This window comes from Bacillus sp. LK2 (assembly GCF_001043575.1).
GTDB lineage: Bacteria > Bacillota > Bacilli > Bacillales > Bacillaceae_G > Bacillus_A > Bacillus_A paramycoides.
Genome location: NZ_LDUK01000003.1, coordinates 1 through 15,435, shown reverse-complemented (window position 1 = coordinate 15,435; position 15,435 = coordinate 1). Strand labels below are relative to the sequence as shown.

The 15,435-nt window shown below is 35.8% G+C and carries 17 protein-coding genes and 1 pseudogene; 14 read left to right on the top strand and 4 right to left on the bottom strand.

Translation table 11 applies throughout. The annotated features are described in order from the left end of the window. Positions 1-79: 79 nt before the first annotated feature. From panB to VK90_RS03080, 10 genes are all read left to right on the top strand, one after another. The gene (panB, locus tag VK90_RS03120) at positions 80-916 is read left to right on the top strand and encodes a 3-methyl-2-oxobutanoate hydroxymethyltransferase (protein WP_002171185.1); all 837 of its coding nucleotides are present in this window, start codon (positions 80-82) and stop codon (positions 914-916) included. Continuing rightward, positions 916-1,764, top strand: a complete 849-nt coding sequence (panC, locus tag VK90_RS03115; RefSeq protein WP_048370399.1) for a pantoate--beta-alanine ligase — start codon at positions 916-918, stop codon at positions 1,762-1,764. The genes panB and panC overlap by 1 nt, the downstream gene beginning before the upstream one ends. 11 nt (positions 1,765-1,775) lie before the next feature. Beyond that, entirely contained in the window at positions 1,776-2,159 is a 384-nt protein-coding gene (gene panD / locus VK90_RS03110; RefSeq protein ID WP_048370397.1) for an aspartate 1-decarboxylase, read from the top strand. A gap of 130 nt (positions 2,160-2,289) precedes the next feature. Further along, complete coding sequence (gene dinG / locus VK90_RS03105; protein WP_048370395.1) at positions 2,290-5,094, top strand: ATP-dependent DNA helicase DinG; 2,805 nt, start codon at positions 2,290-2,292, stop codon at positions 5,092-5,094. Between the two features lie 251 nt (positions 5,095-5,345). Next, positions 5,346-5,516, top strand: coding sequence for a YpmA family protein (locus VK90_RS27505; protein ID WP_000412179.1), 171 nt, complete (start codon positions 5,346-5,348; stop codon positions 5,514-5,516). 7 nt (positions 5,517-5,523) lie between these two features. Beyond that, positions 5,524-6,027 (top strand): cell wall elongation regulator TseB-like domain-containing protein, encoded by a 504-nt coding sequence (locus VK90_RS03100; protein WP_002171189.1) that lies wholly within the window; start codon positions 5,524-5,526, stop codon positions 6,025-6,027. Between the two features lie 18 nt (positions 6,028-6,045). Next, on the top strand, positions 6,046-7,233 hold the full coding sequence (gene aspB, locus VK90_RS03095) for an aspartate transaminase AspB (protein WP_048370393.1): 1,188 nt from the start codon (positions 6,046-6,048) through the stop codon (positions 7,231-7,233). Positions 7,234-7,353: 120 nt separating this feature from the next. Then, entirely contained in the window at positions 7,354-8,061 is a 708-nt protein-coding gene (dnaD, locus tag VK90_RS03090; protein WP_002171191.1) for a DNA replication protein DnaD, read from the top strand. Between the two features lie 15 nt (positions 8,062-8,076). Then, the gene (gene nth / locus VK90_RS03085; protein WP_002171192.1) at positions 8,077-8,724 is read left to right on the top strand and encodes an endonuclease III; all 648 of its coding nucleotides are present in this window, start codon (positions 8,077-8,079) and stop codon (positions 8,722-8,724) included. 3 nt (positions 8,725-8,727) lie between these two features. Continuing rightward, complete coding sequence (locus VK90_RS03080; RefSeq protein ID WP_048370391.1) at positions 8,728-9,246, top strand: YpoC family protein; 519 nt, start codon at positions 8,728-8,730, stop codon at positions 9,244-9,246. 19 nt (positions 9,247-9,265) lie between these two features. On the opposite strand, the gene VK90_RS03075 is transcribed toward VK90_RS03080, so the two are convergent. Together VK90_RS03075 and recU are read right to left on the bottom strand one after the other, a co-directional pair. After that, the gene (locus VK90_RS03075) at positions 9,266-11,950 is read right to left on the bottom strand and encodes a PBP1A family penicillin-binding protein (protein ID WP_048370389.1); all 2,685 of its coding nucleotides are present in this window, start codon (positions 11,948-11,950) and stop codon (positions 9,266-9,268) included. A gap of 66 nt (positions 11,951-12,016) precedes the next feature. After that, positions 12,017-12,619 carry a Holliday junction resolvase RecU gene (recU, locus tag VK90_RS03070; RefSeq protein WP_002171195.1) on the bottom strand — a complete coding sequence of 201 codons (603 nt, stop codon included), beginning with the start codon at positions 12,617-12,619 and terminating at the stop codon, positions 12,017-12,019. A gap of 102 nt (positions 12,620-12,721) precedes the next feature. Here recU and VK90_RS03065 point away from each other — a divergent pair, with 102 nt between their 5' ends. Continuing rightward, entirely contained in the window at positions 12,722-13,747 is a 1,026-nt protein-coding gene (locus VK90_RS03065; RefSeq protein WP_048370387.1) for a DUF2515 domain-containing protein, read from the top strand. A 195-nt stretch (positions 13,748-13,942) separates the two neighbouring features. On the opposite strand, the gene VK90_RS31180 is transcribed toward VK90_RS03065, so the two are convergent. Continuing rightward, positions 13,943-14,122: a phage portal protein gene (locus tag VK90_RS31180; protein ID WP_081806572.1), complete on the bottom strand. Its 180-nt coding sequence runs from the start codon at positions 14,120-14,122 to the stop codon at positions 13,943-13,945. 85 nt (positions 14,123-14,207) lie between these two features. On the opposite strand from VK90_RS31180, the gene VK90_RS03060 reads away from it, so the two are divergent. Together VK90_RS03060 and VK90_RS03055 are read left to right on the top strand one after the other, a co-directional pair. Next, positions 14,208-14,450, top strand: a complete 243-nt coding sequence (locus VK90_RS03060) for a hypothetical protein (RefSeq protein ID WP_002171198.1) — start codon at positions 14,208-14,210, stop codon at positions 14,448-14,450. A 15-nt stretch (positions 14,451-14,465) separates the two neighbouring features. Beyond that, on the top strand, positions 14,466-14,810 hold the full coding sequence (locus VK90_RS03055) for a YppE family protein (protein ID WP_002171199.1): 345 nt from the start codon (positions 14,466-14,468) through the stop codon (positions 14,808-14,810). A 26-nt stretch (positions 14,811-14,836) separates the two neighbouring features. Here VK90_RS03055 and VK90_RS03050 read toward each other — a convergent pair whose 3' ends face one another. Beyond that, complete coding sequence (locus VK90_RS03050; protein ID WP_002171200.1) at positions 14,837-15,028, bottom strand: YppF family protein; 192 nt, start codon at positions 15,026-15,028, stop codon at positions 14,837-14,839. A 177-nt stretch (positions 15,029-15,205) separates the two neighbouring features. On the opposite strand from VK90_RS03050, the pseudogene VK90_RS03045 reads away from it, so the two are divergent. Beyond that, a pseudogene (locus tag VK90_RS03045) lies at positions 15,206-15,435 on the top strand (YppG family protein); the annotation flags it as partial.

Genomic DNA, 15,435 nt, shown 5'->3' with positions numbered 1-15,435 from the left:
TTCTGCCCTTTTATGGCCAGAGGGGTTTTTTATATGATTTCGGCCATCTCCTCTCTCCTGCATAAAGGAGGAGTAGTTTTTGAAAACAAAAACAGATTTTTTGAAAATGAAAGAGCAGGGTGAGCCGATTACAATGCTAACGGCGTATGATTATCCATCTGCTAAATTAGCAGAAGAGGCTGGAGTTGATATGATTTTAGTTGGGGATTCTCTTGGGATGGTTGTACTTGGATATGATTCAACGGTTCCAGTAACAGTAGAGGATATGATCCATCATACGAAAGCTGTACACCGCGGAGCGAAAGAGACGTTTATTGTAACTGATATGCCATTTATGTCTTATCACGTATCATTGCAAGATACGATGATTAATGCACGCCGCATCGTTCAAGAGAGCGGGGCACATGCATTAAAAGTAGAAGGTGCTGGAGAAGTTATATCGACTATTCACTACTTAACGAATGCGGGAATCCCTGTCGTGGCACATTTAGGTTTAACTCCTCAATCTGTAGGAGTTCTAGGTGGGTATAAAGTACAAGGAAAAGATGCTGAAAGTGCAAAGAAATTAATAGAAGATGCGAAGAAATGTGAGGAAGCTGGTGCGATAGCGCTTGTGTTAGAATGTGTGCCAATGCAGTTAGCAGAACTTATTTCAGAGCAATTAACAATTCCTACAATCGGAATTGGAGCAGGACGGAAAGTAGATGGGCAAGTACTTGTTTATCATGATCTTATCTCGTATGGCGTAAAACGTGTTCCGAAATTTGTGAAGCAATATACATCTGTTCAAGAGGAGATTGTGCGAGGGATTTCGCAATACGTTGCTGAAGTAAAAACAGGGCAATTTCCTGAAGAAAAACATTCGTTCACAATGAAAGAGGAAGAATGCTTAGCGTTATACGGGGGAAAACAATAATGAAAATCATAACTACAGTGCAAGAGATGCAGCAAATTACGAGCGAACTTCGTGCAAGTGGAAAAAGTATTGGCTTTGTTCCAACGATGGGGTATTTACATGAAGGGCATGCTACTTTATTACGTAAGGCAAGAGAAGAAAATGAAATTGTAGTTTTAAGTGTATTTGTAAATCCATTGCAATTTGGACCAAATGAAGATTTAGATCGATACCCTCGTGATATTGATAGAGACGAAAGTGTAGCGAAAGAAAATGGTGTTGACTATTTATTTTATCCGAGTGTAGAAGAGATGTATCCAGCAGAACAAACAACAACAGTAGAGGTTGTGAAGCGTACGGACGTATTATGCGGCAAACAAAGACCTGGTCATTTTGCTGGTGTTGCTACTGTACTAATGAAATTATTTAATATTACAACGCCAACTCGTGCTTATTTCGGTATGAAAGATGCACAGCAAGTTGCTGTAATTGAAGGGTTTGTAACTGATTTTAATATTCCAGTTACGATCGTACCAGTTGATATTGTAAGGGAAGAGGATGGATTAGCGAAAAGTTCTCGTAATGTGTATTTATCACAAGAAGAACGTGAGGAGGCTCCTCATTTATACCGCAGTCTATGTATAGCGAAGGAACGAATTGAGGCAGGCGAACACAATCCAGAAATCATTATGAATCTTGTGAGAGAGCATATTGAGAAGTATACGAAGGGCACTGTAGATTATGCTGACTTATATGCATATCCTTCATTGACAGCAATAGATAAAATTGAAGGACGAATTATTTTAGCAATTGCAGTTAAGTTTGAAAATGTACGATTAATTGACAATATAACATTAATGGGGAAATAGGGGGAGCAGCTATGTTTCGCACAATGATGAGAGCGAAGTTACATCGCGCGACTGTAACGGAAGCAAATTTAAATTATGTAGGTAGTATTACAATTGATCAAGATTTAATGGATGCGGTAAATATTATAGAAAATGAAAAAGTACAAATTGTAAATAATAACAATGGAGCTCGATTAGAGACATATGTTATTAAAGGAGAGCGCGGTAGCGGCGTTGTTTGTTTAAACGGTGCAGCTGCAAGGCTTGTACAACCAGGTGATAAAGTTATTATTATTTGCTATGGTTTAGTGGCAGAAGAAAATGTTCATAAACAAGAACCGAAAATTGCAGTACTAGACGATCATAATCAAATTATTGAAATGTTAGGTGCTGAAAAAGCTGGCACGATATTATAAGTAGGAAAGCTATCTCTATTAAGGAGATAGCTTTTTTCTGTGTCTTTTCATTAAGATAAGATAAAACGTGGTATAGTAACAATATATGAATTTTGTTGTTTGAAAGGTAAGAAATTGAGGTGTTACATATATGAGTAAGCGTTATGTCGTTGTTGATTTAGAGACGACAGGGAACTCCTGGAAAGATGGGAAGGATAAAATCACCCAAATTGCAGCTGTTGTAGTAGAAGATGGAGAGATATTAGAAATTTTCTCATCTTTTGTTAACCCGAAGAGAGAGATTCCCCTATTTATTACAGAATTAACAGGGATTGATGAAGATCTAGTAAAACAAGCCCCGTTATTCCGAGATGTAGCCCCGATGATTGTTGAGCTATTACAAGGTGCGGCTTTCGTTGCGCATAATGTTCACTTTGATTGGAATTTTTTAAATGAAGAATTAAGGCAGGCTGGATATACAGAAGTACATTGTCCTAAAATCGATACAGTTGAATTGGCGCAAATTCTTTTGCCGACAGCCGATAGTTATAAATTACGTGATTTAGCCAAGAAACATGAATTAGAGCACGATCAACCGCATCGTGCGGATAGTGATGCTCTTGCAACAGCGGAGTTGTTTTTACAATTTTTAAATGAAATTGAAAATTTACCACTTGTCACATTACAATCGCTTTATGAATTAAGTGATGTTTTCCAAAGTGATATAGCTGATGTGCTTTCTGAAAATATTTTAAAGAAAATGATGCATGGTAAAGAAGAGGCAGAGGGGTATGAAGTGTATCGAAATATTGCACTTCGAAAGCGGAATTATTCCTTAAGTCTAAGTGAAACATGCTCATCTAAATTTGATGCTTTCTTACATAAGACAATGGATAAACTTGAATTGAACATGCCAAAGTTTGAAAAAAGAGAAAGCCAACAGCTTATGATGAAGGAAATATACACAGCTTTAAGAGACTCCAGGTTTTCACTTATTGAGGCAGGAACAGGTACGGGGAAGACTCTTGCATATTTACTTCCAAGTATTTATTTTGCAAGGAAAAAAGAAGAACCTGTCATTATAAGTACACAAACTGTACAACTGCAACAGCAAATACTTGAAAAAGAAATTCCGTTATTACAAAAAATAATGCCATTTTCATTTGAGGTGGCTCTTCTGAAAGGAAGAAAGCACTATCTTTGTTTACATAAATTTGAATATGCTTTGCAAGAGGAAGAGAAAAATTATGATATGGCGCTTACGAAGGCGAAAATTTTAGTGTGGTTACTGCAAACTGAAACTGGCGATCGTGATGAATTAAATATTCCTGAGGGCGGAAAGTTGCTGTGGAATCGTATTTGCAGTGATGCATATAGTCCAGGCGGAATGCAAAGTAACTGGTTTAGTCGTTGTTTTTATCAGCGAGCGAAGAATAAAGCATTATTTGCAGATATTGTTATTACAAATCATGCGTTATTATTTCAAGATTTTTCAAGTGAAGAACCACTGTTTGCTTCATATGAACATATTATTTTTGATGAAGCTCATCATATTGAAGAAGCGGCTAGTAGAACATTAGGTGAACAGTTCTCATGTATGTATTTTCAATTAGTTTTATCTCGTCTTGGTACGCTAGAAACAGATGATGTGCTGTCCAAAGTATATAAAATGATGAAAAAATCAGAGCAAGCCTCTCGTTCGATTTTTCGTATGATGAGTCATAGTTTGAAGGAACTGAAGTTTGATGCTGATGAACTATTCCAAATGTTACGTGCTTTCATATTTAAACAAACAAAGCAAGAACAAGGAGCGAGTAATATGCCGCTCGTTTATCGATATAACACGGAAGTGGAGCACGGTAAGTTATGGGATAGTATTACTGAATTAACAAATCGTTTTGTATATGAGTTAAGAAAATTAGTGACTACACTTGAGAAACAAGTTGATATACTGCAAAGTAAATTAGAGTGGGAGATGCATGTTGTTACAGGTGAATTTATGCATCTAATTGAGTTGTTGAGAAAGATGGCACAAGCTTTACAATTACTCATATTAGAAAAAAATTCATACGTGACATGGATGGAGACCGAAACGAAGGGGACGATTCATTCAACAGTTTTATATGCGCAGCCTGTTCATATTGGTGAAAGATTTGCTGATGAATTTTTAACGCAAAAAAAGAGTGTTATTTTCACATCAGCAACGCTAACAGTTAACGATACATTCGACTATATAAAAGAGGAGCTAGGCTTACATGACTTTGCTCCAAATACATTAAAGGTTCCGTCGCCGTTTCATTTTGAAGAACAAATGAAATTAATGGTTTCAACGGATGTACCTTTTATTAAGCAAGTTAGTAATGAGGACTATATTGAATCCGTATCGGAACATATTGCAAAAATAGCGAAGACTACAAAAGGTAGAATGCTCGTTTTATTCACTTCGTATGAAATGTTAAAAGAAGCGTATACGCATTTGAAAAATGATGATGCATTAGAAGGATATTTATTGCTAACACAAAGTGTGAATAATAGAAGTCGAAGTCGCTTAATCCGTAAATTTCAGGAGTTTGACAAATCGATTTTGTTAGGAACAAGCAGTTTTTGGGAAGGGATAGATATTCCAGGAGATGCCTTGAGTTGTCTTGTTATTGTCCGTCTCCCATTCACACCTCCTCATCAGCCAATGATGGAAGCAAAAGGTGAGTGGCTAAAAAATCAAGGAGAAGACGTATTCGCTAAGTTAGCGCTCCCGCAAGCGATATTACGTTTCAAACAAGGATTTGGTCGTCTTATTAGAACAAATACAGATACAGGAACGGTATTTGTGTTAGATCGTCGCTTGACAAGCTCTTCCTATGGAAAACGATTCTTACAATCAATCCCGACTGTCCCGCTCTATGAAGGACCGTTAGAAGAATTGTTAGAGCAATTAGAGGAACGGCCAAATAAATAAAAATTGGAAGAAAAATACGCCTGAAGTACATTTAAACTTCAGGCGTAAAAAATGTGGGTAGGAGGAATTTTATTTTTCTTACTTCTTGTATACAAAATGTATTGCTTTTCGGTTTGAAACCTTTTTTTGCTGTACATGTCCTGCTATAATAGATGGGTGATGAAGCAGGGGTTGTAAAGAATGTACTCTTATTGTAACCGCATTGCGTTCTTCTATAATTAGAAATTTTTGTGTAACGGAGGAGTTTTTTCATGGAGAAGAAAATTGAAGTACTATCAACGACGCGTATTAAATATTCGTCTGATTTGTATAAAATTGTTGATAGCTTGAATCGTACGTTAAAAGAGCAAGACCTCATGTTCGGATTAGCATTAGACGAAAAAGACAAAGAAACAGCTGTATTTACGATTTACAGAACGTAGTGATACAATGAAAAAGTGGATCTTTGCAATCATTATCGTTATCGTTGCTAGTGGAATATATGGGGCATATGTTTATAATAAAGCGATGGAAAATAAAATTCCAAAAGAATCAAAGGTTGTAGAAATTGCAAAAGAAAAGGCAAAACTTACAAAGGTAAAATCTGTTGATTATTTTAATGGAAAATCTTCATATACCGTCGTACAAGGTACAGATGAAAAAGGAGAACAAATCATTGTTTGGGTGCCTGAGAAAAAAGGAGATACTATAGTAAGAAAAAAGAGCGAAGGTATTTCTGAAAAAGAAGCTATACAAAGAACGGCTGAACAGGTCGACGATGGAAGTAAAGAATCAAAAAGCAAACCGAAAGAAATCTTAAAAGCAAAATTAGGCGTTGAAAACAATATACCATTATGGGAAGTTACATATATTGATGATGAAAATCGTTATAGTTACTACTATCTTGAATTTAAAGATGGCAAGTTTTTACGACGATATAGCATTGAAAAATAGATGTAGGGGGAACAGCAAATGAAATTAGCAAAGCGAGTAGCTGCTTTAACACCGTCTTCAACTTTAGAAATTACAGCAAAGGCACAAGCATTAAAAGCGGAAGGTCATGATGTAATTGCATTAGGGGCAGGAGAACCTGACTTTAATACGCCAGAACATATTATGGAAGCCGCACATAGAGCGATGTTAGAAGGACATACGAAATATACACCAACAGGTGGATTACAATCGTTAAAACAAGAAATCGTTAAGAAATTTACTCGCGATCAAGGGATAGCGTATGATCCATCTGAAATTATTGTATGTAATGGTGCCAAGCATGCATTATATACATTATTCCAAGTGTTACTTGATGAAGGAGATGAAGTTATCATCCCAACTCCTTATTGGGTAAGTTATCCTGAGCAAGTAAAGCTTGCTGGTGGTAAGCCAGTTTATGTAGAAGGTCTAGAAGACAATGAGTACAAAATTACAGCAAAGCAGCTGCGTGAGGCAATTACAGAGAAAACGAAAGCAGTTATTATTAATTCACCGAGCAATCCAACAGGAATGATTTACAGCAAAGAAGAATTACAACAGCTTGGAAAAGTATGTTTAGAACATGATATCTTAATCGTTTCTGATGAAATTTATGAAAAATTAATTTATGGTGATGCAGAATATACTTCAATTGCCCAGCTTTCTAATGCATTAAAAGAACAAACACTTATTATTAATGGTGTATCTAAATCTCATTCTATGACAGGGTGGCGTATTGGATATGCAGCAGGAAATAAGCAGCTTATTAAAGCGATGACGAACTTAGCGAGTCATAGTACGTCAAACCCTACTTCAATTGCTCAATACGGTGCAATTGCTGCATATGCAGGCTCACAAGAACCTGTAGAAACGATGCGTCAAGCATTTGAAGAAAGATTAAACATTATTTATGATAAATTAATTCAAATTCCTGGTTTCACTTGCATCAAACCACAAGGTGCATTTTACTTATTCCCAAATGTAAAAGAAGCTGTAGCGTTAACTGGATATGAGACAGTTGATGACTGGGCAAAGGCATTATTAGAAGAGGAAAAAGTGGCTCTTGTTCCAGGGACAGGATTTGGTGCACCAAATAACGTTCGACTATCGTATGCGACATCTCTTGAGCAAGTAGAGAAAGCATTGGAACGAATTCATACATTTATGAAAAGTAAAGTGCAGGCTTAATCGGCTGTTCCTTGTATTAAACACAAAAAAACCTCCCTACATATAGGGAGGTTTTTTGACGAATTGTGGCAAAAAGAAATAGCTAAAGGTGTGTTATACTAGAGAGCGAGGTGTTTGGTGATGAAAAAGAAAATGATGTTACAATGGTTTGAACAGGGAAGCATAGCGATTCCTAAATTGCTTATGATGCATTATAAAAAGCTAGGTTTAAATGAAACGGAATTTATGGTGGTACTTCATGTACACACATTTTTAGAATCAGGTAATTCGTTCCCGACTCCTTCAGAGATTTCAGAACGGATGACGATAACAGAAATGAAATGTATGGAAGTGATTCAGACATTAATTCAAAAAGGTTTTTTAGCACTAGAAGGTGGACAAAGATCTGAAGCGATGATGTGTGAAAGTTATTCTTTACAACCACTATGGGAAAAAATATTGCACTTTTTAATGAATGAATCTATAGAAGAAGAGCAACAAGAAAAAAAACAAATTCAAGTAAATTTATATACAGTATTTGAAAAAGAATTTGGAAGACCACTTTCGCCGTTTGAATGTGAAACATTGGGAATGTGGGAAGATCAAGATCAACATCATCCGAATTTAATTCAAGCGGCTCTTCGGGAAGCTGTTATGAGTGGTAAACTTAATTTCAGGTATATTGATCGCATCTTATTTGAGTGGAAAAAGAATGGAATTAAAACGGTGGATCAAGCGCAAAATCAAGGCCAGAAATTTAGAGCGAATCAACAACGCACACAACAAACGACAAAACAAGAGACGAAATTTACTGGGAAAGTGCCTTTTTATAATTGGTTGGAGCAGTAATGTAGGAGGAAAGATATGTTGAACAAAACGCAAATTCGTTATTGTCTAGATACAATGGCGGATATGTATCCAGATGCGCATTGTGAATTAATTCATGATAATCCATTTGAACTTGTAATCGCAGTGGCATTATCTGCGCAATGCACAGATGTACTTGTAAATAAAGTGACGAAAAACTTATTTCAAAAATATAAAACACCAGAAGATTATTTAAGTGTGTCTTTAGAAGAATTACAACAAGATATACGTTCAATTGGATTGTATAGAAACAAGGCAAAAAACATTCAAAAATTATGTCAAATGTTACTTGATGATTATAACGGAAAAGTTCCAGAAGACCGTGACGAGCTGACGAACTTACCAGGTGTAGGGAGAAAGACAGCGAATGTAGTTGTTTCAGTTGCGTTTGGGATTCCAGCAATTGCTGTTGATACGCATGTAGAGAGAGTGAGTAAGCGCTTAGCGATTTGCAGATGGAAAGATTCAGTTTTAGAGGTGGAAAAAACGTTGATGAAGAAAATTCCAATGGATGAATGGGGAGTGACGCATCATCGTATGATATTCTTTGGACGTTATCATTGTAAAGCGCAACGTCCACAATGTGAAAAGTGCCCGCTATTAGATGTATGCCGTGAAGGGAAAAAGCGGATGAAGGGGAAATAAGGGATGGAGAGAGTTGTAGAAGTACCGAAAACGTTTCGATATTTACCATTTTTTGAAGAGGATGTAAAATCGATTACGTATCATACTGATCAATCTTTTGAAGAAATAATACAAAATATTTATTTTATATTTGATATAGAAAAACAGTATGAGCCATGGAATGAACTTGAAAAAAGTATTCCAGCGGTGTTAAATACATGGAAAACGAAACAAGACGAAATTGCTACGCTATTTCGAAACAGGAAAAAACAAGAAGCTGAGGGACCGATGATTCTTTTTGCAGCTCACTTGCTATCGGTTGTATATTGGCTAAATGAGCAACCTGTTCATGGTTTGAATGAAATGCAAGTAAATATGAATAAATTAGAAGTACAACCTGTTAATTTTATGGAGCGATATTCATTTATTATCAAGAAACCAAGTAATTATCATTCTTATATTCAATTAGCACAGTTGTATATCGAAATAGAGAAGCTACATGTAAAGAAAATCATAACAAAAAAGAAGTCCATTTCTCGTTAGGAGAAATGGACTTCTTTTATTATGATTCTGTTGTAACAACATTTCCGTCTGCGTGCGGAGTAGTATCTCCTCCGCTATGCGGTTGTTCTTGTTGGTGATTCTGTTGTTCCTGTTGTTTACGCTCTTCTTCAGCTTTTTTTCTAGCTTCTTCCTCAGCTTTTTTCTGAGCCTCTTGTTGTTTACGCTGCTCTTCTTCAGCTTTCTTCTGAGCTTCTTCTTGTTGTTTGCGTTGTTGCTCTTGTTGTTGCTGTTGCTCTTGTTGTTTACGTTGTTCTTCTTCAGCCTTTTTCTTAGCTTCTTCTTGTTTTACCTTATCTTCATTGGCCTTTTTCTGGGCGTCTTCTTCAGCTTTTTTCTTAGCGTCTTCTTCAGCCTTTTTCTTAGCCTCTTCCTCAGCTTTTTTCGCGTCTGGAGTTCCTCCAGGAGCGGTAAAGGATGCACCGACTGCAGGGCTTGTTCCAGTACCTTTTTTCGCTACTACAGAGAAGCTGTAAGTAACACCTGGTTTAATGCCTCCGAGGGTAGCTGTTGTACCACTTACTGATAAGCTACCACTAGTACCGTCAGTAGCTTTATAGTTTGCGGCATACGCATCAACCTCTGATGGTCCAGACCAGTTTAGTGTAACTGTGCTAGACCCATCGAAAGCGACATTAAGGCCACTAGGCGGATCTACTTTAATTTCTTTAACTGCATCTTTTTTTGCACCTTTTACATATAATTCTTCATTTAATTCTTGTACAGAAGAAGGGCGCTCGAAACGAGATTTATCTGTAGCAAATTTGCTCATCATCACTTGGAACATTTGCTGAGCAATTCTAGTAGAACGATCTCCAATGTAATTTTCTTTACTATCTTTTTCGTACCCAGTCCATACAGCCATTGTATATTGAGGTGTATACCCTGCAAACCAACTATCTCTGTTTGCATCTGCTGGGATGTCATATTTTTCAATAACAGATTTATCAAAGTTTTGTGTTCCTGTTTTACCAGCAACGTCAAAACCGGGAACATAAGCCGTTGGCCCAGTACCGCCACTACCAGGTTTTACAACATCACGAAGTACATCGGTAACCATGTAAGCTGTATAATCGTGCATTGCTCGTTTTTCTTTCGGTTTAAAGCTTTTCTTTTTCCCATCTGGGAAAATAACTTCTTTAACGAAATGAGGCTTATTGTACATACCGTCATTTCCAAATGCTGCATAAGCTCCAGCGACATCTAACGGAGAGCTTTCATTACTACCGATTGCAGTTGATTCAAAAACAGTATCATCTTTAAATGTCATGCCTAGACCTTTGGCGAATTCTTTTGATTTATCAAGCCCGACCGTTTGAGCTGTTTTTAAAGCAGGAATATTTAAAGATTTTTTTAGTGCGTCACGTAGGGACACATCTCCTTTATAACTGTTTGTAGCATTTTTAATTTTTGTACCATCAGAGTATGTGTACTCTGAGTCATTTAGTTGATGGTACGTAGACCATTGTAGATTTTCAATAGCTGGACCATAGTCAAAAATAGGTTTCATGGTTGAACCAACTTGGCGTTTTAAATCAACTGCCATATTATGACCTTTGAAAGTAGACTTACTTTCTTTTCGCCCAGCCCCAATTGCTCGAACTTCTCCAGACTGTGTATCCATAAATACAAATGACCCTTGGAATTGATCGTTTGGATACTTAATAAGATTGCCATCCATAATTTCGTCAGCGTAATCTTGAGCATTTCGATCAAGTGTTGTTTGGATCGTTAAACCATCTGAACCGATATTTACATCAGGATATTCTTTTTCAACTTCCTTTACAACAGCATCTAAAAATGCTTGATACTTCATTTCAGTTAGTTCTGATTTTTGAAGACCCTCAGTTACAGGGATTTTCATTGCGTTGTTCATTTCTTCTTTTGTTATATAACCATGTCGATTCATTAATGATAATACGACATTACGGCGATTTGTTGCTCGTTCAACATTTTCCGGTTTTGTTGGATCATAAATGTTAGGACCTTGGGGTAAACCAGCGAGCATTGCAGCTTCATGTAACTGTAATTGTTTTAAATCTTTGCGATAATATTTTTGAGCTGCTGATGCAATACCGTAAGAGCGGTTACCTAGATTAATCTTATTTAAGTACATTTCTAAAATCTCATGTTTAGAGTATTGTTGCTCTAATTTATAAGATAAGTACCATTCCTGCACTTTTCGTTTTGCGGTTTTTTCCATCGTTAGAAAATAGTTTTTAACTACTTGCTGTGTAATCGTACTACCACCTTGGGAACCGAAACCACCAGTGACATTCTCCATAACTGCTTTTGTAGTTCGTTTAAAATCAATTCCATTATGTTCATAGAAACGTGAATCCTCAGTTGCAAGGAATGCATTTTCCACTACTTTTGGAATTTGATCGTATGTAACGTGGGTTCGTTTTTCCGCACCGTATTCATAGAAGAAATTTCCGTCCTTATCAAGAAACTTTGTTGATAAAGGATTGACAAGTTTTGATTTGTCTAATTTTGGAGCGTCCTTTACCATAACAAAGAAAGCCGAAACGCCAGCTACGAGACCGACGATACCAAGAAGTAGACAACCTATAAGGAATTTCTTGAAAAAGGAACCTTTTTTCTTTGGTTTTTCTTCTTTATTTGTTTCTTTCGTTTGATTTTTTACATGATTTCGTTCTGTACGAGAACGATAATTATCTGACATTATACTTTCTCCTACCTTTCATTCTCTCCCCCAAAAGTCGAAAAAAGAGCCTTAGTGATGACTCTATCACGAAAAATAAACCGTGTCTAGTACACGGATATAATCAATCCGAGGGTGATAACCGCATGATAATAAAGATCCATGCGCTTCTATTTCTTGTTTTGTAATCGATTTACGTCCACCTGTATTTTGACGATTCCAAAATGCAATAATATGTTTTGAATCTAATAAATAAAGTTCATCAAAAAGTGTAAATTTAATAATAACAAATGCAATTCCGTTATGAGCGATTACTTGCTTCATATGTTCAATTTGATGAAGGTGGAAGTTTTGAAGGGGAAAACTGGTTTTATTTTTTGTTTCTTTCGCTTCAAAATCGATGTATTTCCCTTTGTATACACCGTTGTAATCTGTTGTAGAAGGTTGTTTGAAATACGCTTCTTTTACCACAGCAGCACTTCGAGCGGGGTAATCTACTTTTACAATTTGAAGAGGTGTAGGTTTTTTATGTACGCATGCAATATTATGGGTTAAGTAATATTGATTTGTGTCATTCAATTCCTCTTCAAGGGACATACCTCTATTACTATAAGTATGTTTTTTAACTGGTGTTTTATGAGGGTGTGAAGCTTGATCGTACCTTTTTCCATTTGGATAACGAATGGTCATATTGTGTCCACTCCCAACTTGTTAAGAATTACTTACAAAGGTGATTATATCAAAAAATGAAAAAAGATGTGACCTTTTTCAAGAAAGGTATGGTACTTATTCATGTTTAGCTGGCACGATTACGAAAAAATTAAACAAAATCGCAATGATTATTTTTGCACAGAAGATGAAAAAGCTATAGTTAACAATATTAAGGAGAGAACAGATATAGCTAATGTAGATAATATTTTACGTACACAATCTTACCAAGAATATTATTTGAGAAATAAAGAAATTCGATGGTCTTTTTTAGCGAGTATGGTCTCAAGGAATGGAGGCTGGAACATGACAGATCTAGAAGGAAAGTGCTATTCTAATGTTCTATCTCCAACAGTAAAGAAACATTTATTTCTCACGTACGAAAAGGCTAATTGGCTTATTTTCTTAGATGCCTTCCCTCAACTATTACTATATGAGGAAAGTAAAAGGAGATGTGTACCTCTTTTCCATTTGTTACAATTTTTCAACACATCAATTTTTATGGAAAAAGAATGGATATATTTCTGGGAGAAAAGAGATGTAATAAGGCTAATGACGGCCCTTATTATAAATGAACAAAATATAATTCAAAAACCAGTAATTGAGAATACATATTTTCAAAAGCATGTATTTGATACCGCTGTGTTTAAATTTCAAGAAATATTTCATGTTAGTGCAGTTGTTTTTCCAACGGTGGAAGGGAGAATATATGGGTTTTCAGTTTATCAATTTGAAACGTTACAAAAACGTATAGAACTTGGGAAAAAACTAGCTTGGTTATTGTATCATCCAAAGTATAGGGATTTGTTTTATAAATTTACATTGCAAACTAGGCATACAGGATCGAGGATGGATTATGAATGCTACCTAAAGGGGACTAGAAAGTCAGGTACGCCGGCTCTAAGAGATGTGTATACGATTGTTACTCATGAAAAAATAATTGAAAAAGATTGGTTTAGTGAAGGGCTAGAAACGAATTCATTATTTTTATTTGAAAAACCTAAAGGGAAAATTAATATAACAGAATGGTATAGAAAGAAGCGAGAGCAAATACATACTCTTTCTATATTAAATAGTTTTGTCAAAAGAATAGATGAGTTCATGATATAATTAAAAAGAAGTCCCGCCTTCATTTAGGAAGGTGGGACTTCTTAATTAAAAGTAATATGCTCTATAACAAATTACTTTTAATTCCGCTATTTGCGGGCATTACGGCTTTAACCTCAAAACTTAGCGAAAGCAAAGAGGTTGAGCCTAGGCCGGAAAATAGCTGTTTGAAAGAGTCACTCAGATTAAAGTGTCACTTTATGTAGCAGGGAAATTTGGACCATCAAGCTTTGGATTACCAGTCTCAGGTTTGTTTTGTTGTTTGTTTTGATTTTTCTTTTTTTCGTTTTTGTTTTTTGCCATCGTAATACACCTCCTTTTTGTATTGTTACCATTTCTATAAATGGCATGCAAAATGATTTCTTTGACGAATATCAACTAGTTTTGTCATGTGGGCAGGAGTGATCGATAAATCGGCGAAATTACATGACAAAGGAAAGGCAAAGAAGGGGGCGTTTTATTTATGGCGATGGTTCAGAAGGAAGATGTTATGAAAAAAATGGATCAAATGTTAAGTTCTCTCGATTTGCTGGAAATGAATATTGGGATTAGAATAAATCATGCGTTGAAGGATAAGCGTGAAAAAATATGCAATAAGATAGAAATAACAGAAATGCATATCGAGCATATGGAAAATAAATTAGTGCATCACGAAGAAAAAGGGAGTTGGGTAAAGACATTTCAAAACGTCGTAGTGAGTGCATAGTAAGGTGGGAATAAAATGGAGTATGAAGCATTAATCCAGTCCTCGGAAAAGTTAATGCAGTATAATGATGAAGCGAATGTGAAAAAAAGAGAAGTTGATGAGTATGATTTTTATAAGGATATGAAGCCATTTGTTGATACTGTAGATGAAGAGTTAGAGCTGTGGAAAGACTTAGCTTATAGGTGGATCAAGAAAGAAAGACCTAAGTATATACATGTACAACAAATTGATCAAGTGTACGATAATTTACAAACTAATGTACTACAATGCTTTGTAAATAAGGGAAAAGGTAAACGTTTCTTTGAAACTCATCAAGCTATTTCGTATACTTTGCAAAATATCATAGAGCAATGTAAGTAACAAGAGGGAAAAACCCTCTTGTTTTTTTATGCCTCTGTTACTGTTGTAGGTTTTGTTGCACCGTTTATTTCTAATTCTCGTATTAATGTTCGATAATCTGATATACATATTTTTCCTTCTAAATAACAATGTCTTGCAAAGTCTAACAGTTCATTCGAATTTTCTGTGCAATACCCCTTTTTTTGAGAAAACGCTTGTTTTAAATCCCCTAATACCATGTTGATTCCTCCCCCATGAGAATCTTCTTCCTTATTATCATAGCATGGAAGGGCTTTCTTTCTAATTTTTTTAAAAATTTAAACTTCCGACAAAAACAGACAGATACTCCTTCACACATTTTATTTTATAGGTACATATTCTATATGTAGAAACTTATGTGAAGGAGGAGAGAATGCATGTTTCAACAACCTAATGTATATCAGCAAGCAAACCCGTACGCGCAGCAAAATATGTACCAATATAATGAGGATACATATTTAAGATATAATATGTATCCTTTCGAACCTTATTATGGAAATCAAAATTATTATCAGCCATTTGAAGTGTCGTTTATGAATCAACCGCAACAAACGCATATGAGTCAGCCCCAGCAAATGTATACGAATCAACCGCAACAAACGCATAT